Raw genomic sequence first — 21,139 nt, 5'->3', positions numbered from 1 at the left:
CCGAGCCTAGTAGTGCCGAGATGCGGACGGACTCCGACGCGGACCGAGGCGAAAGCATCATCTTCGTTCTCGCCGTCCCTACCGCCGCCCTCGACGCAGAGACCGAGCATGCCCTGTTCGCCGGCTACGCCAACGGCTCGTACGCCGATCTCTACCGCCTCCAAGCCGCCGCCTACCGGAGCTGACCGAGAAGGTCTGGCTTTAATCTCCGTAGTCGCTACTGATGTGCGCGGGGCGCCGGCGGGGCATCCTCCAAGGTATGACCCCACACTCGCACCCGACACCACGTCATCCAGGCATCGACGACCGCCAACTGGCGGAACTGCTCGACCGAATGAGCGACGCCGCCTCGGCATATATCCGTGGCGACATCCGGCGCTACCTCGACCTCTTCGACCACCCGGACGACTACTCGCTGATGCCGCCGTACGGCGGCGAAACCAGCGTCGGATATCGCCCGACGGAAAGCGACCTCGAAGCGACGAGCCGATTCTTCGCCTGGGGTGAGGCGACTCTGGAGGTGCAGCACACCTACACCTCCGGCGATCTGGTGGTGCTGGTCGCTGTCGAACGCCAGCACGGCGAGGTCGGCGGCTACGCCGACCAGGACTGGTCGCTCCGGGTCACCATCGTGTTCCGGCGGGCGGGTGATCGCTGGCAGATCGTGCACCGACACGCCGACCCGCTGGTCGAGGAGATCCCGTTTGCCGACTTCGCCGAGTTGGCCCGCGGCCCCGAAGCGGACCCCGCCGCGTGACAAGGTTGCCGAATGGCCCTGCTGCATCGGTACAACCCACCACCGAACTGGCCGCCTCCACCACCCGGATGGACACCACCGCCGGGATGGCAACCGGATCCGGCCTGGGGTCCGCCACCGAACGGCTGGCCGCTGTGGATCGGTGAACGTGCCAACCCCAAGGCCTGGCTCTGGGCGTTCGTGGCAGCCGGCAGCTTCTATACGACGCTGCTGGTGATCATGGCCGTGGTGACCGGCGGCAACCTGAACCCCCGAACGGCCGGCGAGTTCATGTTCCCGTTCCTGGTGGGCGGGGTCGTCGTCGGCGCCATCGGCTGGGCTCGGCCCAAGCGATGGTCGATCGGCCTCTACTTCCTGCTCGTCTTCGCCATCTTCGTGGGGGTCCGCTTCCTCTCCGTCCTCGGACAAGGAGGGTTGAGCTGACGTCGGCCGAGCCCCCTACCGTGGATCCCATGCCGTACGACGTGCAAGGCGTCCTGTTCGACCTCGACGACACACTGATGGATCACACCGCCGCCTCCAGAGCCGCGGTGCTCGAGTTCGTCGCCGGCCTGCCCGAGTGGCCCCTCGACGAGGCCGGCACTCTGGCCCGGTGGTACGCCCTGGAGGATCAGCACTTCGCCCGCTACATGGCAGGTGAGGTCACGATGCTGGAGCAGCGGCGGGCCCGGATCGGAGGGTTCCTCGAGCTCGAGGACGCCGCCGACGACCTGCTCGACACGTGGTTCAGCCGCTTCCTGAGCGGCTATCAGGCCAATTGGCAACCCGTGCCCGGCGGACCGGAGCTGGCGCTACGGCTGCTCGAGGAGGGCTATCGGGTCGGGATCCTCACCAACGGCCAAGCCGCTCAGCAGCGGGCCAAGCTGGCGGCGATCGGGCTCACCGATCCGAGGCTGGTGGTCTGTGTCTCCGAGGAGCTACCGGCGCCGAAGCCATCGCCCTTGGCATTCGCCGCGGCCTGCGGCGCGTTAGGGCTGGCGCCGCACCAGGTGCTGATGGTCGGCGACAGCAGGGTCAACGACATCGACGGCGCTCGATCCGCCGGGTTGCACGCCGTCCACGTCACGGCGGAATTGCTCACCGACCCGGACGACTCCGTCGGTCGGATCGCCACTATCGCTGACCTCCACCGCCTGATCGGCGTCAGCATCTAGCCGGCCCACCGGACCGCACCAGCCGTCGACACAGATCTCGGCGTTCGGATCACCGAGGGTGACCAGCGGCGCCGCGAGGATGGTCGGGCGTTCGATCACGACACCCGCTCCCCCGACTCGGCCGCCACCTGCTCCAGCACCTGCCGGAACGTGTCGGTCTCCTGCGCCCCGGACACCCCGTATCGGCCGTCGAAGACGAAGAACGGCACTCCCGCGATCCCGTACGCGGCCGCCTGCGCGACATCGGCCTTGACGTCGCCGAGGTAACGGTGATCGGTCAACGCTGCCTCGGCCTCGGTCCGGTCGAGACCCACCTCCGCGGCCAGATCGGCGAGGTCGGCCACTCGACCGACGTGGCGGCCCTCGAGGAAGTACGCAGCCAGCAGTCGCTCCTTCAGCCTCTCTTGGAGCCCGTGGGCCTTGGCCAGGTGCAGCAGCTCGTGGGCGAGGACGGTGTTGGTCTGGTGAATGGCGTCATAGTCGTAGTCGAGACCGACCGCGGCGGCGATGCCGACCACCCGGTCGATCATGGTCTGGGCCTGTGACCGGCTGATCCCCTTGCGTTGGCTGAGGTAGTCCAGCGGGGTGCCGTCGAAGTCGACGGGGGTGTCGGGGGCGAGCTCGAAGGAGTGGTACTCCACCTCGACCTCACCGCCAAAGGCCGCGACGGCCGCCTCGAACTTGCGCTTGCCGATGTAGCACCACGGGCACTGGATGTCGGACCAGATGTCGACCTTCACGGGATTGCTCACGTCGAGAGTCAACGCGGGCCGCCCGGCTCGGCATTCCCGCCGTCGACCACGATTGACTCCGGCGACCCGCACCCTGCCTGCCTAGCGCGGTTGCGCTTGCTGTGGAATCCGAAGTTCGAGATTGTCATGCCGCACCACCGAGTGGTATTTGTTCGAAGCTCACACTAGGAGGCGTACGATGGATAGCGGAGTTATCAAAGGCACGGTCAAAGACGGAGTGACGAGACAACCGCTTGGGGAGGTTGTGGTCACTGCCAGCTCTCCGGCAGATCCGGACACCCACAGCGTCGTGACCGACGATTCGGGAGGGTTTCTCAGAACCGACCTTCCTCCAGGCACCTACGCGGTCCGGTGTGAGAAGGACGGCTACCAACCGTTTGAGAGGCACGGCATCGAGTTGCGAGCCAACGGGTTCCTGACAATCGAAGTCCAACTGTCGCCGGGGTCCGCAGAAACATGACGAGTGCCCGGAGCCCCGATGTCGAAGGGGCCTGGCCTGCTCCGACGTCTCGATGACAGGCTCGACCGGAGCCACCGAGATGAGGAGCATCGCATGAAGTACGTGATCTTGATCCACAGCAATCCTGACCCCTGGGGTCATCCCACCCAGGAGTTCACCGCCGAGGGCCGCCAACTGTCCGCGGCGCAACACACCGCGATGAACCGCGACTTCGAGGCGCTGATGCAGGAGATCTCGGAGTCCGGCGAGTTCGTCACCGCCGAGGCCCTGGCCGACCCCGTCTCGGCCACGCTGTTCGACTGGACTCCCGAAGGCCACCTGGCCAGCGAAGGACCCTACGCGGAGAGCAAAGAGCATCTGGCCGGCTTCTTCCTGATCGACTGTGCGACTCGAGAACGTGCCGAAGAGATCGCAGCCCACTTCGCCCAGCCGGGCGGGGTAGTCGAGCTGCGACCGGCGATGTGGGGTGGCGGCGACGACCAGTAGCGCGCCGAGTTCGACCAGTGCGGATCACGAGAAACTGTGGCGCACCAGTGCGCCGCAGGTCCTCGCCGCGCTGGTCCGCCACTACGGCGACTTCGATGCCGCCGAGGACGCGGTCCAGGAGGCTCTGCTAGCGGCCTCCCAGCAGTGGCCGAGCGACGGAGTCCCTGACAACCCGAAGGCCTGGCTGATCAGAGTCGCCTCTCGGCGGCTGATCGACCAGAAGCGTTCGGAGCGGTCCCGAGCCGAGCGAGAGCGTTTGGTCACTCGTCGCACCCCGGACGACGAGCTGGTGGACGCGGGCGTCGACCGTGGCCGACGCCCGTTCGACGACTCAGTGATCGTGCTGCTCCAGTGCTGTCACCCCGACTTGTCCCTGCCCAGCCAGATCGCCCTCACGCTGCGGGCGGTCGGTGGCCTCAGCACCGGTCAGATCGCGCATGCCTTCCTCGTCCCGGAGGCCACCATCGCCCAGCGCATCAGCCGAGCCAAGGCCCGCCTGCGCCAGCTCGACGCCCCGTTCGCTCCCCCACTCCCTCACGAGTTGCCTGGCCGGGTCAACGCGGTTGCCCAGGTGCTGTACCTGATCTTCACCGAAGGCCACCTGAGCACCGTGGGCGGACTGCTGTACGACATGTCGTTGAGCGAGGAAGCGATCCGGCTGACCCGTTGGCTGCACCGCCGGCTACCCCGAGCCGACGAGATCACCGGGCTGCTGGCGCTGATGCTGCTGACCGACGCCCGGCGGGCCGCCCGGCTCGCACCCGACGGTTCGCTGATCCCGCTCGCGGAGCAGGACCGCGCGCGGTGGGACCGACGCCGGGTGACCGAGGGGATCGCGCTGATCGAGTCGGTGCTGGCCACCGGACCGGTCGGCCCGTACCAGCTGCAGGCCGCTATCGCGGCGGTACATGCCGAAGCAGTCCGCGCCGAGGACACCGACTGGACTCAGATCGAGGTGCTCTACCGGATGCTGGCAGAGCTGGCCCCCAGTCCAGTCCTCACTTTGAACCACGCTGTCGCGGTCGCCATGGTCCGAGGGCCCGAGGCCGGACTGGCGATGATCGAACCGCTGGCCAATGACAAGGCACTGCGACGAAGCCATCGGCTGCCTGCCGTCCGCGCACATCTCCTTGATCTGGCGGGACGCGCCAGCGAGGCACAGGTCGAGTACGCGGCTGCCGCTCGGTTGGCGACCAGCATCCCGGAGCAACGCTATCTGGGAGCCCGCGCCACCGGATGGGCGAGCCGGCCTTCCGCGTAGTTCCAGGTACGACCGACGACGAGTTCACGAGCGATGTCCGGATGTCCGCTGTGTCTGCTACGACCAGCGACCAGGTCGCCGATCGGGGTATCGGCCTGCAAGCCGGGGGCGTCGTCACTGGGCGCAGCACTGATCCCGCTCCTCGTCGGGCTCGCGATGGGTTGGACGCTCGGCGCATTCGGCCCGCGATCACACTCCTGTGCTTGCTGACCGGTTGTCGGCACGCCCTCATCCGCATCCGGCGGCACGCTCGCAGCTAGCAGACCCGAACCTCTGAGAATCCAGGCGCTTGCGATATATCGGTAGATGTGTAATCATGTAATCACACATACACAGAAAGGAGTGCACGTCATGAAGACGCACGCATTCAATCCAGATCAGCCCGAGGTCGGTCCTCGGGGACGCCGCCGGATCCGCGGCGGCGAAGAGTTCGGTGGCCACCCGCGCGGACGCGGTCGTGGCATCGAAGACGCCGACGAGACCCCTGGTCCGCGTGGCGGAGGCCGCGGCGGGCGAGGCCCGCGTGGTGAAGGCCGTGGTGAAGGCCGCGGCGAAGGCCGCGGACGCGGCGGCCGGCATGGCTTCGGTCGACCGGGAGGCTGGCAGAACGCCGACCTGCCCGCGGCCGACGACGCCCAGTCCTGGTTCGAGGGACGGCTCCCTGAGGACTGGTTCTCCGAGGTCAGCGTCAGCACCGATCGCGAGGAAATCGTCGTGGTCGGCACCCTGACCGGCGAGACGACCGACTCAGCACAGGCGGAGGGCCGGATCAGCCGGTTCCGCGAAGAGACGCGCGGCACCCGGATGCAGATCGCCGACGAGGCCGAGGCCCGCTATGGCCGGAAGGTCTCCTGGGGCGCCCGATCCGGCGAGGTCACCGCGCTGTTCACCCACCTGTCCGTGCCTGTGATGACCCGGCTACGGCAGCCGGAGCGCCAGGTGCTCGACACCCTGGTCGACGCCGGTGTCGCCCGCTCCCGCTCCGAGGCCCTCGCTTGGGCCGTCACCCTGGTCGGCGAGCACACCGAGAGCTGGCTCGCGGGACTGCGCGACGCGATGGCCGAGGTGGACAAGCTCCGCGCCCAGGGCCCCCAGCTCTGAGCGACACATTGCACATCGGTTGGCCGAGTCCCCCGGTCCAGCTGGGGTTACCTACTCAAGAGAACGTCCCGCCAGAGATCGAAGATTCGGTCAACCTCGGCAGGGTCGACGAAGGTGTCTAGGTTGGACTTGACCCGTTCGCGGCTCACCTGGTCAGCTAGCACAGCGGCAGTCCACTCCACGCTCTGACGCACGTCGGGAGCAACATCGGCGTGATCGACGAACTTGACGATCACTGCCACGGTCTCGGCGGGTTCAGCGTCACCCCCAAGCCAACGATCTCATCCGATCTCGATCGTGGCGATCGCGTACGCAACGTCGTCGCGCGACAGATGGTGATCGGCGAAGGACAGCACCGGATGAACTCCCACGCAATAGCTGGTCCTGGCATGGCGGAGCATCAGTTCGTCGTTGGCGTCGTTACCGAAGGCGACGTATGCGCCGTCGGCGATGCCGAGTCGACCGAGCGCGTGGCGCTTGGTGATGCCGCTGGGAGCGATGTCGATGATTCCCTCGTCGGGATGGACGTTGATCGACAGCGGCGATCGGCGCAGCTCGTCCTCGATCCGCGAATCCGAGGCGAAGAGGACGACCTTGGAATACCGCTCGATCTGCTCGCGTGGGATGTTGCTGGCGAGTTGGCCGGCATCGAGTTGGCGAAAGATCCGGTGAGCCTGGTCACCAGTGAAGGAGTAGTCCCACTCTCCGTCGATCAGGACAGTCAGCTCGTACTCATCGATGAGGCGATCGATGAGTACGCGATCCGCATGATCGATCCCGAGCACTGTCAGCTCACCCCCAGTGCGGGAGAACGCGCCGTTGCCCCCGATCAGGGTGGCGTCGTGGAGATCGTCCGGCAGCACGGGTAGCAGATCACGGATCGGCCGGGCTGAGGCGAACACGAGATTGCATCGCTCCCGCAGCGATCGGAGCGCTTCGACGATGTCGGGACCGATCGTGCGACCATCGAAACAGATCGTGCCGTCGACATCGAAGACCACCACCTTCCGCATTCGGTGAAATCTATGCGAGAGGCATGGATGACTGCGACAGATGGCGCCTGCCTGCCGGCTCGCAACTCGACGCTCACGGTTCCTGCCAGGCGCATTGGATCGTGACCCGCAGCTACCTGCAGAAGACAGCAGGGGTGACACCGAGGACGCGCCGAAAGTGTCGGGTGAGATGAGCCTGATCATGGAAGCCTGCTTCCACGGCGGCATCCGCCGGCCGATGCCCCTGGACGAGCAGGCGTCGGGCATGGTCGACGCGACGGCTGATGACGTACTGATGCGGGGCGATGCCGTAGGTCTGAGAGAACACACGCACGAGATGACTGGGGTGAGCCCCCAGCTGCGCCGCACCGGCGGCGATGGTGAACGACTCGGTGTAGCGGTCATCGAGTAGCTCTCGCAGCCGCCTGGCCAACGGCACGTCACGCCGCGCTGTCGTCGGATTCCCCAGATGGGCAAGGACATGCCGGTGGAGGATGAGCATCCAGTACTCGGCCGCCATCTGGTCATCCGGATCCCGCAGCGCGGCATGGACCCGTTGCACCACGGCCAACGAACTCGGATCTGCGAGGGTGGGCCGGGTCGCCGCCAGACCCTGGGCTCTTGCTGGAAGCCATTCGGCACCCAGGTAGAGGACGCGTTTGCGGTAGCTCTTGCCATCGATCGCGGAGCGCCCGTCATGAGGCACGCCGGGCGGCAACAGGGTCAGTGCCGTGGTGGTCGCGTAGTGCCCAGCCCGGTCCAAGCGATAGGCAACGACACCGTCGTCGACGAGCATGACGGTCCAGTCGTCGTGAGTATGCACCGGGTAGGCGTGGTCGAAGCTTGCGTGGTAGACCTCGCGCAGCGCCGGCACTCCAGGGTGCCAGGCGCGTACGCGATCGACCATGCAAGAAACGTACAAGACCGCAAGGAAGGCACCTGGGGAGACTGAGGCCATGACCTCTGAGAGCTGGCGCGTCCGCAATCTCGTCTACGAGACCTTCACCGCGGAGGGCCGCGCTCCCTCCGTAGCCGAACTCGCCCGCAGGATCGAGAGCACGCCTAATCGGGTGCAGCAGCTCCTCCGCGAACTAGCCGATGCCCATGCCCTGGTGCTCAGCCAGGACGGTGATGCGGTGCGGATGGCACACCCGTTCACCGCGGCTCCGATGGCGTTCGTCCTCACCCCGGCGGATGGCCGCGATGATCGTCGCTGGTGGGGCGGCTGCGCCTGGGACTCCTTCGGCATCAGCGCCGCCCTCGACCTTGATGTGCGGATCGATACGACCTGCCCGCACTGTGCCCGGCACCTCGCCGTGCACGCCGGGCCGACGACTGCGCCTCCGGAAGAACTCGCAGTCCGGTTTCCCAGGCCCGCCGCCGAGTGGTGGGAGGACGTCGTGGCCACCTGCACGATGATCCGTCTCTTCTGCACTCGTGAGCACGCGGAGCGATGGACCGCCGAGCACAGCCCCGGCAGCGGGTACATCGCGGACGCGAGGACGGTGTGGGATCTCGCCCAGGCCTGGTATGGCGATCGCCTCGACGCCACCTTCCAGCCCCACACCCGCGACGACAACCAGGTACTCCTCGATGAGCGCGGCCTCACCGGAGAGTTCTGGCGCCTTCCCTGAACGCGACCCGCTTCAGCCCCGCTGAGTGCGGTAGTAGCGGATCAGCTCCTGGGTGGAGGCATCCTGCTCGGCGAGCGCGGCCTCGTCGCCACCGACCGCTGGGGTCACCTTCAGTGCCAACTGCTTGCCCAGTTCGACACCCCACTGGTCGAAGCTGTCGATCCCCCAGACGATGCCTTCGGTGAAGGTGATGTGCTCGTAGAGCGCGATCAGCTGTCCGAACACTGACGGAGTCAGCGCGGGGGCCATGATCGAGGTGGTCGGCCGGTTTCCGGAGAAGACTCGGGCCGGCACGATCGCCTCGGCCGTGCCCTCCTCACGGACCTCGTCGGCGGTCTTGCCGAAGGCGAGGGCCGCGGTCTGGGCGAAGAAGTTGGCCAGGAACAGCTCGTGGACGTCCGCGTCGCCGTCGGTCAGCCCATACGCCGGGTTCGCGACCGCAATGAAGTCGGCCGGGATCAGCTGTGTCCCCTGGTGGATCAGCTGATAGAAGGCGTGCTGACCGTTGGTGCCGGGCTCGCCCCAGAAGACCTCGCCGGTGTCGGTGGTGACCGGGGTGCCGTCCCAGCGGACGCTCTTGCCGTTGGACTCCATGGTCAGTTGTTGCAGGTACGCCGGGAAGCGGTGCAGCAGCTGCGCGTACGGCAGCACGGCATGCGTGGCCGCGCCGAAGAAGTTGCGATACCAGACATTGAGCAGCCCCATCAGCGCCGGCACATTCTCCCCGAGCGGCGTCGATGCGAAGTGTTCGTCGATGGCGTGGAAACCGGCGAGGAAGTCGGCGAAGTTGTCCCGCCCGATGGCCACCACCAAAGCGGTGCCGATCGCAGAGTCCACCGAGTAACGACCGCCGACCCAGTCCCAGAAGCCGAAGGCGTTCTGCGGGTCGATGCCGAAGGCGGCGACCTTGTCCAGCGCCGTCGAGACAGCGACGAAGTGCTTCGCGATCGCCTCCGCCTCACCGCTGTCGTCGATCGCCCCGGATGCCTTGAGACCCGACAGCAGCCAGGAACGCGCCAGCCGGGCGTTGGTCAGCGTCTCCAAGGTGGTGAACGTCTTCGAGGCGACGATCACCAGGGTCGTCTCCGGGTCCAGATCGGCGGTCTTGGTCGCCACGTCGGTCGGGTCGATGTTGGAGATGAACCGTGCGCTGAGCCCGTCCTGCACGTAGGGCTGGAGGGCCTCATAGACCATTACCGGACCGAGATCGGAACCACCGATACCGATGTTGACGATCGTCTCGATCCGCTTGCCGGTCACCCCCTTCCATTCCCCGCTGCGTACTCGATCAGCGAAGTCGTAGACCTTCTCCAACACCTTGTGCACCTCGGCCACGACGTTGGTGCCGTCCAGGTCCACCGCCACGTTGTCCGGGTCGCGCAGCGCGGTGTGCAGCACCGCTCGGTCCTCGGTCACATTGATCCGCTCGCCGGCGAACATCGCGTCCCGCCGCTCGGTCAGCTTGACCTCTTCAGCCAGCGCGATCAGGGCGGCCAGCACCTCGTCGTCGATCAGGTTCTTCGACAGGTCGACGTGCAGATCGGCGGCGTCGAAGGTAAACGCCTGAGCCCGGTCCGGGTTCGCGGCGAACCAGCCGCGCAGGTCGGGCACCAACCCGTTCTTCAGCTCGGTCAGCTTGGCCCAAGCGGCAGTGCTGGTGGCATCGACAGGTGCACTCATCGGTCAGTCCTCTGGTTCGTCGTCCGTGGCGGTCGGTCCGACACTAGCGAGCGGCGCTGACGTCGCGGATCTAGGGTGGGTTGTCATGGACGCCCGGTTGCAGCGACCTCGACCCGAGGCCGGTATGCCGAACGCCGGCCAGGAGTCGGGATTCCGTACCGATCTGGAGCGGATCCGCTTCGCCCAGTCGTACTCCCGGCTGGCCGAAGTGACCCAGGTGATCACCGCCGGGGCAACCGCGGGCATGGTGCACAACCGGTTGTCGCATTCCATCAAGGTGACCGCCGTTGCCCGGGCGATCGCGGTCCGGCTGCTGCGCGACGCCGACCCGGCGTTGCTCCGCGAGCTCGGCGGGCTGGACCATGTCGTCGTGCAGGTCGGCGCCAACGCGCACGACCTTGGTCACCCGCCGTTCGGCCACCTCGGCGAACGTGTGCTGGACGATGTCCTCCGGATCCGATTCGGGCTGCACGACGGCTTCGAGGGCAACGCCCAGACCTTCCGCATCCTCACCGAGCTTGAGGTGCTGGGCCCGGGCGACGAGGGTCTCAACCTGACCGCGGCCAGTCGCGCCGCGGTGCTGAAGTATCCCTGGGGCCGGTACGTGGTTCCTGACCCTCATCCTTCCGGGTGGCCCGAACCGCCGCGCGGCGCGGGCGTGGGTCCGGCCGGACCCGGGTCGACGAAGTTCTCCGCCTACACCCTCGACCTGGACGAGATGCTCAGCGCCTTGTCTGCCTTTCCCGAGCTGCCGCCCGGCCGCCAGACACTCGAGTGCTCGATCATGGACCTGGCCGACGACATCGCCTATTCGCTGCACGACGTGGAGGACTTCCACCGCTCCGGCATCCTGCAGTTCTCCCCCGTCTCCGGCGAGTTTCGTTCCTGGCTCAGCGATCGCCGGGCACTGGCCGCGATGAGCACCGACGAACTGGATCTGATGGGCCGGTGGCCGGGCGCCGGTTTGGAACAGCTGCGCCGGCGGCTGATCGAGAAGGACGACTGGATCTTCGACGAGGACCGCTTCGGCGCTGCCGTCAGCACGATCGGCGAGGAGTTCGTCGATGGCGTTCTCGCGGCCCCGTACGACGGATCACGGATGGCCGACCGCGCCATTTCCGGCTTCGTTTCGCGCTGGATCGACCTTTTCATCTCATCGGTCGAGCTGATCCGCGATCCACCGGTGCGGTCGGCGTACGTGTCACTCGCCGCCGATGCGTGGCACCAGGTCTCGGTGTTGAAGTTCGTGCATCAGTACTTCATCCTCGACCGGCCGGATCTGGCCATGTTCCAGCGGGGCCAGGCCCGCACCATCGATGCGCTGGTCACCGGATTCGACGACTGGCTCTCGGATCGGCAGGACGCGCCCAAGGCCCCGCGCCGGCTGATCGATCTGGTCCGGATCGCGACCGACGGATACGAGCGGGTCGCCCAGCAGCATCCCGACTGGCTCGACGGCGTCACCTCCCCCCGCCAGCTGGCCGGGATGGGCCGCGGCCGGGGCATCGCCGACTTCGTCAGCGGCCTGACCGATCAGCAGGCGGTCTCCTTCGCCCAACGGCTCAGCGGTGCCCGGGAACTGCTCTGGACCTCCGGCGCCCTCTGAGTTTGCCTAGGGGCCTGCTCCTAGCTGGGACGTTGAATAGACGGGACCTTCGACCCTATAGGGGCCGCCTCATGCCCCGGATCATTGATGGATGGCCACCGTCACCACCCGTGCCATCATCATCGCCGCCCCGCTGATCCGGGTGCGCCCGGTCGTCGACTCGGTCAACGAGCAGCTGGTCAAGGCCTGCGAGGAGTTCACCCTCAGCGAGCTGCCGCCGGTCCTGCCCGACGGGGCGCCCCGGACCCGCCTGATGGTCCGTGGCCACCAGCAATCCAACCAGCCACCAGGCCTGACGGTCAGCCAGGAGTTGCTGCGCAGCATCCGGGATCACGCCGAAGGGCGGCTGAACGGCAACTTCCTCGCTGCCTGAGGAGTTGGGACCGTGTGGGTGAGGTCCTGAGTCAGATCTGGTCGCGAGCGACGGCGTCCCAGCCGGCACCGGAGCCGGCGATCGTCGCCGGTATCGCCGTGCTTGCCCTCGGTCTCGTCCTGGTGCCGCGCGCCTGGACCGTCACCCGCCATCTGGTGACCATCAGTCACGAAGGCGGTCATGCGCTGCTCGCGGTCCTCACCGGGCGCCGGCTGGTGGGCATCCGACTGCATGCTGACACCTCAGGGGTCACCCTCTCTCGCGGCAAGCCGACCGGTCTCGGCATGGTGGCGATGCTGGCCGCCGGCTATCTCGCGCCGGCGGTCGCAGGCCTCGGGGCGGCCTTGCTGCTGGCCGGCGGGCACAGCCTGGCACTGCTCTGGCTTGCGGCGGGCTGGCTGTCGCTGATGCTGCTGCAGATCAGGAACGCGTACGGCCTGCTGGTGCTGGTTCTCTGCGGGGCGGCCGCCGGGCTGGCGAGCTGGTATCTGCCCGGCACGACCGTCTCGCTGCTCGCCTATCTGCTGACCTGGCTGCTGCTCTTCGCCGCACCGAAGCCGGTGCTGGAGCAGATGGCGCAACGACGCCGCGGCGCGGCGCGGGGCTCCGATGTCGACCAGCTCACCCGGCTGACCCATGTCCCTGCCCTGCTGTGGGAGCTGCTGTTCCTGCTCGCCAACATCGCCGGTCTGGTCGTCGGCTTCCTGGTCCTACTCCCGATCCCTCTTGGCTGACTGACGCGGAGCCCGGAGACGAAGCAGGAACGGGCCCGAGAAACGAAAGAGCCCCCGTCGCCATCGACGGGAGCTCGGTTTGTTGCGAGGAGACGGCTGCACGCAGCCGGCGACCTCAGATACGCGGGCTGATACCCGACCGCACCGCAGCCGCCATCAGCTCTTCGCGCATGGTGGCGCTAGGAGCCTCGGCGATCGCACGCTCCATGGCCCGGCGGTTGCGCCGTGCCTGGTTGCGCGAGCGGAGGTTGGAGACGAACGACATCTCGGATCATTCCTTCATAGGGTGTGTTGCTGAATCTTCTTCTATTTCGAAACCTTCGGCTTCGAAGTCAACTGTAGCAACTCCCGTACAGCCGCGCATATTCCCGAAGGGAGATCTCCGACACATCTGTCGGTATTGGCCGCGCGTGGGGAACCTGGGTTGTGGCTCAGGCAGCTTTGCCGTACCGCTTGTCGGTGAGCACGACGCCGGCCCGCTCGAGATCGGCCTCGATCCGGATCCGCTCGATGTCCCGGTCCAGGCCGGACAGGTCGGCGCTGAGATCGTGGGAGATGTCGAGCATGGCGCAGATGTCGGTCAGCACGCGGTCGTACGCGAGAAGATGGCCCAGTTGGTGTGCCGCGGACTGATGCTCATCGGAGCTCACCAGGGCACGCAGACGGCGCAGGTCGTTGGTGAGCCGCTCCAGCGGGACGCCCTGCTGCTGTCGCATCGAACGAAGATCGCGGCGACGCTCCGCACCGACCCGCCAGCGCTCACGCAAACTGCCGGGTCGCAGGTCCCAGCGACCGGCGAGGGCGTCGTAGGCCACGACCATGCCGATCGGGACGAGCACGATGATCGACACGGCCACCATGCCGAGGATCACCTGGTAGGCATCCGCCATGACAGCACACTAGGTCGGGCGCCGCGCCACCACAAGGCCCTCCCAGGCATCCCAGCCAATGGTCTACCGGCGTCGCAGGCTCTCCGGCGCCGCCTTGGCCAGGGTCTCACCACGGAAGAACGCCGGTCGCTTCATCCGCTGCCAGATCATCACCACGACCCCGACCAGGATCACGCCCAAGCCGAGCACGAACACCAGCCCCAACCCGCCGATGTTCGACCCGCTGCCGTAGTCGGGATCCATCGACTCGACCAGCGTCGTCACGAACATCACCGCCAAGATCACGCCGCCGACGAGAGGGAACACGAAGGTGAACAGCGTGCTCCGCAACGAGTCGAACCACTGCTTGCGGAAATACCAGACGCACGCGAACGCGGTCAGCCCGTAGTAGAAGCAGATCATCATGCCGAGCGCGGTGATGGTGTCCCACAGCACGTTCTCACTGAGGAAGCGCATCACCGCATAGAACACGGAGGCGACGACCGAAGAGACGATCGTGGCGTAACCGGGCGTGAAGAACCGCGGGCTGACGCGCGCGAACGACGACGGCAGGGCGCCGTAGTGACCCATCGCCAAGAGGGTTCGGGCCGGTGAGACGAAGGTGGACTGCAACGACGACGCCGAACTGGTGAGCACCGCGAGCGAGACCAGGAAAGCAAGCGGGCCGAGGATCGGACCGGACAGATAGAAGAAGACGTTCTCCTGGATCTCGGGGTTGCCAAGACCGAGCTCTCCGGTGCCGATGCCGGCGTACATGATCATCGCGACCGCCAGCAGCACGTACAGGCTCACGATCGTGAGCACGGTCACCGTCGCCGCGCGACCGGGCGTCTTCTCGGGATCCTTGGTCTCCTCGTTCATGGTGAGGGTGACGTCCCAGCCCCAGAAGATGAAGATCGACAGCGACACCCCGGCTGCGAACGCACCGAACGAGGCGACCTCGAACGGGTTGAACCAGGACCAGCTGAAGGCGGTGGAATCAAATCCGGTGCCGGACGCACCCTGGACGATGGCGCTTCCGGCGAAGAACAGCAGCACCACGACCTGAAAGCTCACCAGCACGTACTGGAGCTTCTGGGTGGTCTGCATGTCCCGGTAGGAGATGGCGGTGGCGCCGAGCATGAAGAGCAAGCAGACCCCGATATTGATCCCGCGGATGTCCGCGAGCCCGGCGATCGACTCATTGCCGCTCAGCTGGGAGATCAGCAGGAAGAGGAACTCCACCGCAACCCCGGCGAGATTGGACAGCACCAGGATCGTGGCTGCGACCAGTCCCCAGCCCGCCATCCAGCCGATCCAGGGCCCGAAGGCACGGCTCGCCCAGGTGAAAGAGGTACCGGAGTCAGGCATTTCGCGATTCAGCTCCCGGTAGCCGAACGCCACCAGAAGCATCGGGATGAAGCCGACCAGGATGATCGCGGGGACCTGCAGGCCCACCACCGACGCGGTCGGCCCGACGGCCGCCGTGAACGTGTACGCGGGTGCGATGCACGAGATCCCGATGACGACCGCGCCGATCAGACCGACCGTGCCGGCACTCAGGCCTTTGGTGGAGAGCTCACCGGCATGCTCGCCGGAAACCGGCGCCAGGGGCGCCTCCGCACCGTGGTGATCGTCCATTGCCGTCATCCCTTCGCTGGATCGGACGCTGAGCCGACATTGGGGCCGATCCCAGGCCTGGGCCGGGGAATCACGGCCACGGGGACCGGCAAGGCTCGCAGGAGACGGACGCCGGCCGCGCCCAGGAACACCTGGCCAGGCTGGGCGAGCCGGCTCGATCCGACGAAGAAGATCTCCCCAGCCAGCCAGTCGAGCCCGTCGACGGCCTCCATCATGTTGTCACCTTCGGCAGCAAGCACCTCGGCCTCGATGTCGAGGTGCTCGCGGACGTGGTTGACGATCTCCTCAGTGTGTGCGGCGGCCGCGATGCGGATCAGACCGGTGTCGAGGTCGGCAGGGAAGTTCGTGGTCACCAGCGAGACCAGCCGCAGGTCCGCGCCGGTCGCGGTGGCGAAGGCAGCGGCTGCGGCCAAGAGCCCGTCGGCGTCCAGTTCCACCCCTACCCCGGCCGTGATCCGCGGGATCCCAGCGCCTTCCCGCTTGCGGAAGCCGCGTGGGGCGAGGATCACCGGTACGTGGGACAGATGTAGCAACTCATTGGCGGCGGTGCCGATCCGGTGGTGTCGACGGGGTGCTCCGTTGGCAGCCCCGACCACCAGAACCGAGGCACCGAACTCGTCCGCCGCCGCTACCAGACCCTCACCGACGGAGTCGGCGGCGCGGAGGTAGGTCATGCAGGTGATCTCGCTGGGCACGGCCTCGATCGCCTCGGCGAGCCAACCCTCGGCCTGCTCACGCACGTAGCGGTCATAGGCGGCATCAGGTGGAGTGATCACGCTCCGGCCGATGCCCGGCAGCACGACCACGACATCCAGTCGCGCCCCCGTCGTGATCGCGATCCGGGCGGCCAACGCGAGCGCGTCCCGTCCGGCCTTTGTTGCGGTGTATCCCGCCAACACACGAGTGATCACGCGGCCTCCGCCTCTCGTTCGTCATCGTCTGAGACGACCCTGAGGTGATTATTGCCCAGAACCTCAGCCAACGGGGTGAGAACTGGTCAGCAAGCGGCTCGGGATCGCCCTGTCCACGCGCCGAGGTGACGGCGCGCCACGCGCGTGTGGTTTCCCCTACGAGGGGGAACTCGTCACGGAGGCGGAGAGCCTGTCGACCTGGGAGAACATCCGCAGCGTCATCCCGCTCATCGAGAGTGCCGATCGGATCAATATCGTGTCGAACGCTGTCCACGCCGAGAAGGGCCGTCTCCATTTGGAGCGCCTCCCCTCCAGACCTCACGGAGCGGTTGGTGAGGGCGGAGGATCGCAGACGTGCCCACCTGCTCGGCCAGCTCGCCCACCACCGGCTCGTCGCCACGGACGGGAAGGAGGGTGCTGGGTGTCATCGCTGGAAGAAGTCGGCCATGACGTCCTGTGCGGCCTCGACCATGTGGCCGCCGTCGGCCGTCTTGCAACCGGCGGCCTTCGCCGCCGCGAGGAACGGAGTCAGTCCGTGGCCGGAGATCACATCGCCGACGAACATCGACGAGGTCAGCAAGGCGGGATCGACCGGAAGCGGGTCTCCGGCTTCCATGCCCATCGGGGTTGCGTTGCAGACCAGATCGCAGCCGGTGGGATCCGGCGGGCCGGCGATCACCCGACCTCGGCCGAGGTCGGCGACCAGCTCGAGGAGCGCGTTGACCCGCGACTCGTCGGCGTCGTGGACGATGAGCTCACGGACTCCGGCCTCGAGCATGGCAATGGCGATCGCGCTGCCCGCACCACCCGCCCCGACCAGGAGGACCCGGGCACCCGCCGGCTCGGCCCCGTGATCCACCTGCGCCTTGACGAAGGCGAGTCCGTCGAGCATGTCGCCGTGCCAAGTCCCGTCCGGATTGCGGCGGATGACGCTCACCACCCCGAGCATCCTGGCGCGTTCGGAGCTGGTTGCGCAGTAGCCGAACGCGGTGAACTTATGGGGCATGGTGACGAGGATCCCGTCCACGTTCCGCGAGGCTGTGAGACCGGCCATCACGGCATCGAGATCCTCGGCCGACACCTGCATCGGGACGCAGATGCCGTGGTAGCCGCGTTCCCCGAAGGTACGGGTGAGGCGCACCGGGGACTCGACGTACTTGATCGGATCACCGATGATCGGGAACAGCCGCGTAGCGCCGCTGAGCTGGTCGAGCATGTCGATTCGTGCCTTTCTGGTCGCGCTGGCTGGGTCTAGGTGTGGGTGTGGGTGAACGGTCTCACGGCACGTCGGTCGGCGGTCCGCGGATTCCGCGTGAACCGGCAGCCGGCCGGCTCAGGGAGACCCTGTCAAGACATCCTCCGTCCAGACATGCCCTGGCAGGGCACCCTTCGACAGGGTGTCCCTGCGGGGCCGACCGGTTGGTTAGATCTTCATCATGCCCCAGGACGCCACCGAGCCAGCGAGCCTGCCGCGAGCTCGGGTCTCGCTGCTGCTGGCCTCGCTGGGGTTCTTCCTGATCACTCTGGACATCCTGATCGTCAACGTGGCGCTGACCCAGATCAGTCGTGAGCTGGGCGGTGGCACGGTCGGGCAGCAGTGGGTCGTGGACGGATACACGCTGCTGTTCGCAGCACTGCTGCTGTTCGCCGGGAACCTATCGGACCGAGTCGGGTCGAAGCGGGCCTTCTCGGTCGGGGTGGCACTCTTCGGGCTGACGTCCGCGGCGTGTGCGTTCGCGCCGACGATCGCGACGCTGATCGCGGCCCGAGCGGGTCAAGGTGTCGCAGCAGCGCTGATGCTGCCGTCCTCGATGGCCCTGATCCGGGAGGCCTTTCCCGATCCGGCCCGGCGGGCTCGCGCCCTCGGCACGTGGGCGGTGGGCGGAGCGGTCGCCGCGGCGGTCGGGCCGTTGCTGGGCGGGATCTTGACCACCCTCGACTGGCGCTGGGTGTTCGGTATCAATATCCCGGTCTGCGCGGTGATGCTGCTGCTCGTGGCTCGGATCCCGACCTCACCCCGCCGCGCCATGCCCTTCGACTGGGCTGGGCAGATCCTTTGCTTCGTCGCGCTGTCCGCATTGATCTACGGGCTCATCCACGGCGGGTCGGTGGGATTCGGCTCGGTGCAGGTCATCGTCCCGCTGGCGGTCGCGGTGACCGGCTTCGTCGCTTTCGTCGCCGTGGAGGCTGGGGTGACGCATCCGATGATGCCGCTGTCGTTGTTCCGTCCGCCGGACATGCGGATCGCGTTGACGATCGGGTTCGCGTTCATGGTCGGCTGGTTCGGCACGGTCTTCCTCGGCAGCCTCTTCCTGCAGCAGCATCTTGGTGTTCCGCCACTGTGGGCAGGGCTGGCCTTCCTGCCATCGGCTCTGATCAGCGTGGCCGGAAACCTGACCAGCGGGCGGATGACCAACCGATTCGGCCCCCGCGCCCCGGTTCTGGTCGGTTTGACGTCGATGGTGGTCGGCCTGACGGCGATGACCCTGACGGCGCCCCTGGGACTGCCGCTGCTGACGGCGGCGCTGATCATCCCCGTCGGTGCCGGCGGTTCCTTGGCGATGCCACCGACCACGGGGTTGGTGTTGGCCAGCGTGGCACCCGAGCTCGCCGGCACGGCCAGCGCCGTCTTCAACACCTTCCGTCAGGTCGGCGGCGCCGTCGCGATCGCCGTCTTCGGCGCCCTGATCGTCGACCGGGAGCGATTCGTCCCCGGCATGCAGGTCAGCTTGACCATCGCGGCAGCCGTCCTGCTGGTGGCGGCCCTGGCCAGCCTCCGCATCCAGCGCCGAGGTGTACTGACAGAGAACCCCACCAACGGCCGACCCCTCCTAGGCTGACCGACATGGCTGCACCTAATCGGGAGGAGGTCCGCGACTTCCTCATGACCCGCCGCGCCAAGGTCCGACCCGACCAGGTTGAGCTTCCCGCCGGCGGCATCCGGCGGGTGCCCGGACTGCGCCGCGCCGAGGTCGCGATGCTGGCCGGGGTCAGCGTGGAGTACTACTCCCGACTCGAGCGTGGCAACCTCGCGGGTGCCTCCGAATCGGTCCTGGATGCGATTGCCCGCGCCCTGTTGCTCGACGAGGCAGAACGCGATCATCTGTACGACCTCGCCCGCGCCGTCAACTCCTCCCCGGCTACGCGACAACGTCGCAACGCCCGCACCACCGCGGTGCGGCCAGGGCTCCAACTCGCGCTGGACGCGATCACCGGCGGACCGGCGCTGATCCGCAACGGCCGGATGGACATCCTTGCCGCCAATACCCTGGGCCGGGCCCTGCACTCGGTCGCGTACGCCCAGCCACGCCGGCCCGTGAACCTCGCCCGGCACTGCTTCCTCGCCCGCGACAGCGCCGAGTTGTTCTACGCGGACTGGGACAAGGCGGCTGCCACCATCGTCGCAATCCTGCGCGCCGAAGCCGGCCGAGACCCGTACGACAAGGACCTGCAGGACCTGATCGGGGAACTCTCCACCGTCAGTGACGACTTCCGTGCCAAGTGGGGCGCCCACGACGTCCGTCGCCATGCCAGCGGGGAGAAGAACTTCAACCACCCCGTCGTCGGGCGGCTCGACCTGCTCTTCGAGTCCGCCGACCTGACCGCCGAACCCGGTTGGAAGCTGCTCATCTACACCGCCGAACCCGCGAGCCCCACCGCCGACGCGCTCGCCCTCCTCGCCAGTTGGGCCGCCACCCACGATCAGCTCACCGCTCAAGCCTAAGGATTCAGATGAAGTACACCCGTCTCGGCAGCACCGGACTCAGAGTCAGCCGTCTCGCGCTCGGCTGCATGAGCTACGGCGACCCCAACACCCCCGGCGCTCACCAGTGGGCGCTGCACGAAGGCGACGCACGGCCGTACTTCTGGCAGGCCGTCGAGCTCGGCATCACCTTCTGGGACACTGCGAACAGCTATCAGGCCGGCACCTCCGAGGAGGTGGTCGGGAGGGCGATCACCCGCTACTCGCGGCGTGAGGACATCGTCTTGGCGACCAAGGTCTTCGGCACCATGCACCCCGGGCCGGGCGGCTCCGGCCTGTCCCGCAAGGCGATCCTGGAGCAGGTCGACGCCTCTCTGTCCCGGCTCGGCACCGACTACATCGATCTCTATCAGATCCACCGCTTCGACCCGAACACTCCGGTCGAGGAGACGATGGAGGCCTTGCACGACATCGTCAAGGCCGGCAAGGTCCGCTACCTGGGCGCCTCCTCCATGTACGGCTGGCAGTTCGGCAAGCTGCAGCACGCCGCCGACCTCGGCGGCTGGACTCGGTTCGTGTCGATGCAGAACCAGTACAACCTGCTCCGCCGCCAGGACGAGCCGGAGCTGATGGCGTTGTGCGCCGACCAGGGCGTCGGGCTGGTGCCGTACTCACCGCAGGGCAAGTGCCGGCTGGCCCGGCCGTGGGGCGAGCAGAGCCTCCGCTCCACCGTCGACAAGGTGGTCAAGGCATTCGACTCCGACCACGACGAGCCCGTCGTCAACGAGGTTCAGCGCATCGCCGACGCGCGCGGGGTCACCATGGCGCAGGTAGCCCTTGCCTGGGTGCTCACCAACCCGATCGTCTCCGCCCCGATCGTCGGCGCCACCAAGCCCCACCACCTCAGCGAGGCGGTCGAGGCCCTCGACCTCACCCTCACCGAGGAGGAGGTCACTGCGTCCGAGGCGCCCTACGTGAACAGCGGACCATCCTGGTTCTGACTGCCGTCACTCCGTCAAGAGTGG

At 67.3% G+C, this 21,139-nt stretch carries 24 protein-coding genes; 15 read left to right on the top strand and 9 right to left on the bottom strand.

Features of this window, described 5'->3' with window-relative positions; all coding sequences use genetic code 11:
* Window positions 1-20: 20 nt before the first annotated feature.
* From MLP_RS27800 to MLP_RS02475, 4 genes are all read left to right on the top strand, one after another.
* Entirely contained in the window at window positions 21-185 is a 165-nt protein-coding gene (locus MLP_RS27800) for a hypothetical protein (protein WP_013861425.1), read from the top strand.
* 74 nt (window positions 186-259) lie between these two features.
* Window positions 260-757 (top strand): YybH family protein, encoded by a 498-nt coding sequence (locus MLP_RS02485; protein WP_013861424.1) that lies wholly within the window; start codon window positions 260-262, stop codon window positions 755-757.
* Between the two features lie 12 nt (window positions 758-769).
* Window positions 770-1,180, top strand: coding sequence for a hypothetical protein (locus MLP_RS02480; RefSeq protein ID WP_013861423.1), 411 nt, complete (start codon window positions 770-772; stop codon window positions 1,178-1,180).
* Between the two features lie 29 nt (window positions 1,181-1,209).
* Window positions 1,210-1,911, top strand: coding sequence for an HAD family hydrolase (locus MLP_RS02475; protein ID WP_013861422.1), 702 nt, complete (start codon window positions 1,210-1,212; stop codon window positions 1,909-1,911).
* Between the two features lie 95 nt (window positions 1,912-2,006).
* On the opposite strand, the gene MLP_RS02470 is transcribed toward MLP_RS02475, so the two are convergent.
* On the bottom strand, window positions 2,007-2,663 hold the full coding sequence (locus MLP_RS02470; RefSeq protein WP_041789634.1) for a DsbA family oxidoreductase: 657 nt from the start codon (window positions 2,661-2,663) through the stop codon (window positions 2,007-2,009).
* A gap of 178 nt (window positions 2,664-2,841) precedes the next feature.
* Here MLP_RS02470 and MLP_RS27210 point away from each other — a divergent pair, with 178 nt between their 5' ends.
* The 4 genes from MLP_RS27210 to MLP_RS29175 all read left to right on the top strand — a co-directional run bounded on the left by MLP_RS27210 (window position 2,842) and on the right by MLP_RS29175 (window position 5,971).
* The gene (locus MLP_RS27210) at window positions 2,842-3,123 is read left to right on the top strand and encodes a carboxypeptidase-like regulatory domain-containing protein (RefSeq protein ID WP_083843672.1); all 282 of its coding nucleotides are present in this window, start codon (window positions 2,842-2,844) and stop codon (window positions 3,121-3,123) included.
* A 93-nt stretch (window positions 3,124-3,216) separates the two neighbouring features.
* Window positions 3,217-3,609 carry a YciI family protein gene (locus tag MLP_RS02465; protein ID WP_013861419.1) on the top strand — a complete coding sequence of 131 codons (393 nt, stop codon included), beginning with the start codon at window positions 3,217-3,219 and terminating at the stop codon, window positions 3,607-3,609.
* Window positions 3,590-4,870 (top strand): RNA polymerase sigma factor, encoded by a 1,281-nt coding sequence (locus MLP_RS02460; protein WP_013861418.1) that lies wholly within the window; start codon window positions 3,590-3,592, stop codon window positions 4,868-4,870. The genes MLP_RS02465 and MLP_RS02460 overlap by 20 nt, the downstream gene beginning before the upstream one ends.
* A gap of 351 nt (window positions 4,871-5,221) precedes the next feature.
* Window positions 5,222-5,971, top strand: a complete 750-nt coding sequence (locus tag MLP_RS29175) for a hypothetical protein (RefSeq protein ID WP_013861416.1) — start codon at window positions 5,222-5,224, stop codon at window positions 5,969-5,971.
* A gap of 281 nt (window positions 5,972-6,252) precedes the next feature.
* Here MLP_RS29175 and MLP_RS02440 read toward each other — a convergent pair whose 3' ends face one another.
* Window positions 6,253-6,984 carry an HAD hydrolase family protein gene (locus MLP_RS02440; RefSeq protein WP_013861414.1) on the bottom strand — a complete coding sequence of 244 codons (732 nt, stop codon included), beginning with the start codon at window positions 6,982-6,984 and terminating at the stop codon, window positions 6,253-6,255.
* A gap of 112 nt (window positions 6,985-7,096) precedes the next feature.
* Window positions 7,097-7,870: a helix-turn-helix transcriptional regulator gene (locus MLP_RS02435; RefSeq protein WP_013861413.1), complete on the bottom strand. Its 774-nt coding sequence runs from the start codon at window positions 7,868-7,870 to the stop codon at window positions 7,097-7,099.
* A gap of 49 nt (window positions 7,871-7,919) precedes the next feature.
* Here MLP_RS02435 and MLP_RS02430 point away from each other — a divergent pair, with 49 nt between their 5' ends.
* Window positions 7,920-8,597: an alkylmercury lyase family protein gene (locus MLP_RS02430; RefSeq protein WP_041790972.1), complete on the top strand. Its 678-nt coding sequence runs from the start codon at window positions 7,920-7,922 to the stop codon at window positions 8,595-8,597.
* 12 nt (window positions 8,598-8,609) lie between these two features.
* On the opposite strand, the gene pgi is transcribed toward MLP_RS02430, so the two are convergent.
* Entirely contained in the window at window positions 8,610-10,277 is a 1,668-nt protein-coding gene (pgi, locus tag MLP_RS02425; RefSeq protein WP_013861411.1) for a glucose-6-phosphate isomerase, read from the bottom strand.
* Between the two features lie 85 nt (window positions 10,278-10,362).
* On the opposite strand from pgi, the gene MLP_RS02420 reads away from it, so the two are divergent.
* The 3 genes from MLP_RS02420 (at window position 10,363) to MLP_RS02410 (ending at window position 12,990) form a co-directional block, all read left to right on the top strand.
* Window positions 10,363-11,883: a deoxyguanosinetriphosphate triphosphohydrolase family protein gene (locus MLP_RS02420; RefSeq protein ID WP_013861410.1), complete on the top strand. Its 1,521-nt coding sequence runs from the start codon at window positions 10,363-10,365 to the stop codon at window positions 11,881-11,883.
* A gap of 91 nt (window positions 11,884-11,974) precedes the next feature.
* Window positions 11,975-12,256 carry a hypothetical protein gene (locus MLP_RS28790; protein WP_013861409.1) on the top strand — a complete coding sequence of 94 codons (282 nt, stop codon included), beginning with the start codon at window positions 11,975-11,977 and terminating at the stop codon, window positions 12,254-12,256.
* Between the two features lie 14 nt (window positions 12,257-12,270).
* Window positions 12,271-12,990, top strand: coding sequence for a M50 family metallopeptidase (locus tag MLP_RS02410; RefSeq protein WP_013861408.1), 720 nt, complete (start codon window positions 12,271-12,273; stop codon window positions 12,988-12,990).
* A gap of 115 nt (window positions 12,991-13,105) precedes the next feature.
* Here MLP_RS02410 and MLP_RS28255 read toward each other — a convergent pair whose 3' ends face one another.
* The 5 genes from MLP_RS28255 to MLP_RS02390 all read right to left on the bottom strand — a co-directional run bounded on the left by MLP_RS28255 (window position 13,106) and on the right by MLP_RS02390 (window position 17,627).
* A complete protein-coding gene (locus MLP_RS28255) occupies window positions 13,106-13,255 on the bottom strand; it encodes a hypothetical protein (RefSeq protein ID WP_172641532.1) in 150 nt (49 codons plus the stop codon).
* Window positions 13,256-13,421: 166 nt separating this feature from the next.
* Window positions 13,422-13,880 carry a hypothetical protein gene (locus MLP_RS25945; RefSeq protein WP_013861407.1) on the bottom strand — a complete coding sequence of 153 codons (459 nt, stop codon included), beginning with the start codon at window positions 13,878-13,880 and terminating at the stop codon, window positions 13,422-13,424.
* A gap of 63 nt (window positions 13,881-13,943) precedes the next feature.
* Entirely contained in the window at window positions 13,944-15,500 is a 1,557-nt protein-coding gene (locus MLP_RS02400; protein ID WP_013861406.1) for an APC family permease, read from the bottom strand.
* Between the two features lie 5 nt (window positions 15,501-15,505).
* Complete coding sequence (locus tag MLP_RS02395) at window positions 15,506-16,411, bottom strand: universal stress protein (RefSeq protein WP_013861405.1); 906 nt, start codon at window positions 16,409-16,411, stop codon at window positions 15,506-15,508.
* 424 nt (window positions 16,412-16,835) lie between these two features.
* Window positions 16,836-17,627 (bottom strand): shikimate dehydrogenase family protein, encoded by a 792-nt coding sequence (locus tag MLP_RS02390; protein WP_013861404.1) that lies wholly within the window; start codon window positions 17,625-17,627, stop codon window positions 16,836-16,838.
* 220 nt (window positions 17,628-17,847) lie between these two features.
* Here MLP_RS02390 and MLP_RS02385 point away from each other — a divergent pair, with 220 nt between their 5' ends.
* From MLP_RS02385 to MLP_RS02375, 3 genes are read left to right on the top strand one after another with little or no spacing between them, the layout of a single operon-like run.
* Window positions 17,848-19,251 carry an MFS transporter gene (locus MLP_RS02385; protein ID WP_013861403.1) on the top strand — a complete coding sequence of 468 codons (1,404 nt, stop codon included), beginning with the start codon at window positions 17,848-17,850 and terminating at the stop codon, window positions 19,249-19,251.
* 5 nt (window positions 19,252-19,256) lie between these two features.
* Window positions 19,257-20,135, top strand: a complete 879-nt coding sequence (locus tag MLP_RS02380) for a helix-turn-helix transcriptional regulator (protein ID WP_013861402.1) — start codon at window positions 19,257-19,259, stop codon at window positions 20,133-20,135.
* 8 nt (window positions 20,136-20,143) lie between these two features.
* Window positions 20,144-21,115 carry an aldo/keto reductase gene (locus MLP_RS02375; RefSeq protein ID WP_013861401.1) on the top strand — a complete coding sequence of 324 codons (972 nt, stop codon included), beginning with the start codon at window positions 20,144-20,146 and terminating at the stop codon, window positions 21,113-21,115.
* Window positions 21,116-21,139 lie beyond the last annotated feature (24 nt).

It is taken from the genome of Microlunatus phosphovorus NM-1, from assembly GCF_000270245.1.
Lineage (GTDB): Bacteria > Actinomycetota > Actinomycetes > Propionibacteriales > Propionibacteriaceae > Microlunatus > Microlunatus phosphovorus.
The sequence above is the reverse complement of the archived record's forward strand: the minus strand, read 5'-3'. Positions and strand labels throughout refer to the sequence as shown.

What these genes read in the sequence shown, in the direction of transcription:
- MLP_RS27800 (WP_013861425.1), top strand. Translation starts at nt 21, where the DNA reads ATGCGGACGGACTCCGACGCGGACCGAGGCGAAAGCATCATCTTCGTT.
- MLP_RS02485 (WP_013861424.1), top strand. Translation starts at nt 260, where the DNA reads ATGACCCCACACTCGCACCCGACACCACGTCATCCAGGCATCGACGAC.
- MLP_RS02480 (WP_013861423.1), top strand. Translation starts at nt 770, where the DNA reads ATGGCCCTGCTGCATCGGTACAACCCACCACCGAACTGGCCGCCTCCA.
- MLP_RS02475 (WP_013861422.1), top strand. Translation starts at nt 1,210, where the DNA reads ATGCCGTACGACGTGCAAGGCGTCCTGTTCGACCTCGACGACACACTG.
- MLP_RS27210 (WP_083843672.1), top strand. Translation starts at nt 2,842, where the DNA reads ATGGATAGCGGAGTTATCAAAGGCACGGTCAAAGACGGAGTGACGAGA.
- MLP_RS02465 (WP_013861419.1), top strand. Translation starts at nt 3,217, where the DNA reads ATGAAGTACGTGATCTTGATCCACAGCAATCCTGACCCCTGGGGTCAT.
- MLP_RS29175 (WP_013861416.1), top strand. Translation starts at nt 5,222, where the DNA reads ATGAAGACGCACGCATTCAATCCAGATCAGCCCGAGGTCGGTCCTCGG.
- MLP_RS02440 (WP_013861414.1), bottom strand. Translation starts at nt 6,984, where the DNA reads ATGCGGAAGGTGGTGGTCTTCGATGTCGACGGCACGATCTGTTTCGAT.
- MLP_RS02435 (WP_013861413.1), bottom strand. Translation starts at nt 7,870, where the DNA reads ATGGTCGATCGCGTACGCGCCTGGCACCCTGGAGTGCCGGCGCTGCGC.
- MLP_RS02430 (WP_041790972.1), top strand. Translation starts at nt 7,920, where the DNA reads ATGACCTCTGAGAGCTGGCGCGTCCGCAATCTCGTCTACGAGACCTTC.
- pgi (WP_013861411.1), bottom strand. Translation starts at nt 10,277, where the DNA reads ATGAGTGCACCTGTCGATGCCACCAGCACTGCCGCTTGGGCCAAGCTG.
- MLP_RS02420 (WP_013861410.1), top strand. Translation starts at nt 10,363, where the DNA reads ATGGACGCCCGGTTGCAGCGACCTCGACCCGAGGCCGGTATGCCGAAC.
- MLP_RS28790 (WP_013861409.1), top strand. Translation starts at nt 11,975, where the DNA reads ATGGCCACCGTCACCACCCGTGCCATCATCATCGCCGCCCCGCTGATC.
- MLP_RS28255 (WP_172641532.1), bottom strand. Translation starts at nt 13,255, where the DNA reads ATGTCGTTCGTCTCCAACCTCCGCTCGCGCAACCAGGCACGGCGCAAC.
- MLP_RS25945 (WP_013861407.1), bottom strand. Translation starts at nt 13,880, where the DNA reads ATGGCGGATGCCTACCAGGTGATCCTCGGCATGGTGGCCGTGTCGATC.
- MLP_RS02400 (WP_013861406.1), bottom strand. Translation starts at nt 15,500, where the DNA reads ATGGACGATCACCACGGTGCGGAGGCGCCCCTGGCGCCGGTTTCCGGC.
- MLP_RS02390 (WP_013861404.1), bottom strand. Translation starts at nt 17,627, where the DNA reads ATGCTCGACCAGCTCAGCGGCGCTACGCGGCTGTTCCCGATCATCGGT.
- MLP_RS02385 (WP_013861403.1), top strand. Translation starts at nt 17,848, where the DNA reads ATGCCCCAGGACGCCACCGAGCCAGCGAGCCTGCCGCGAGCTCGGGTC.
- MLP_RS02380 (WP_013861402.1), top strand. Translation starts at nt 19,257, where the DNA reads ATGGCTGCACCTAATCGGGAGGAGGTCCGCGACTTCCTCATGACCCGC.
- MLP_RS02375 (WP_013861401.1), top strand. Translation starts at nt 20,144, where the DNA reads ATGAAGTACACCCGTCTCGGCAGCACCGGACTCAGAGTCAGCCGTCTC.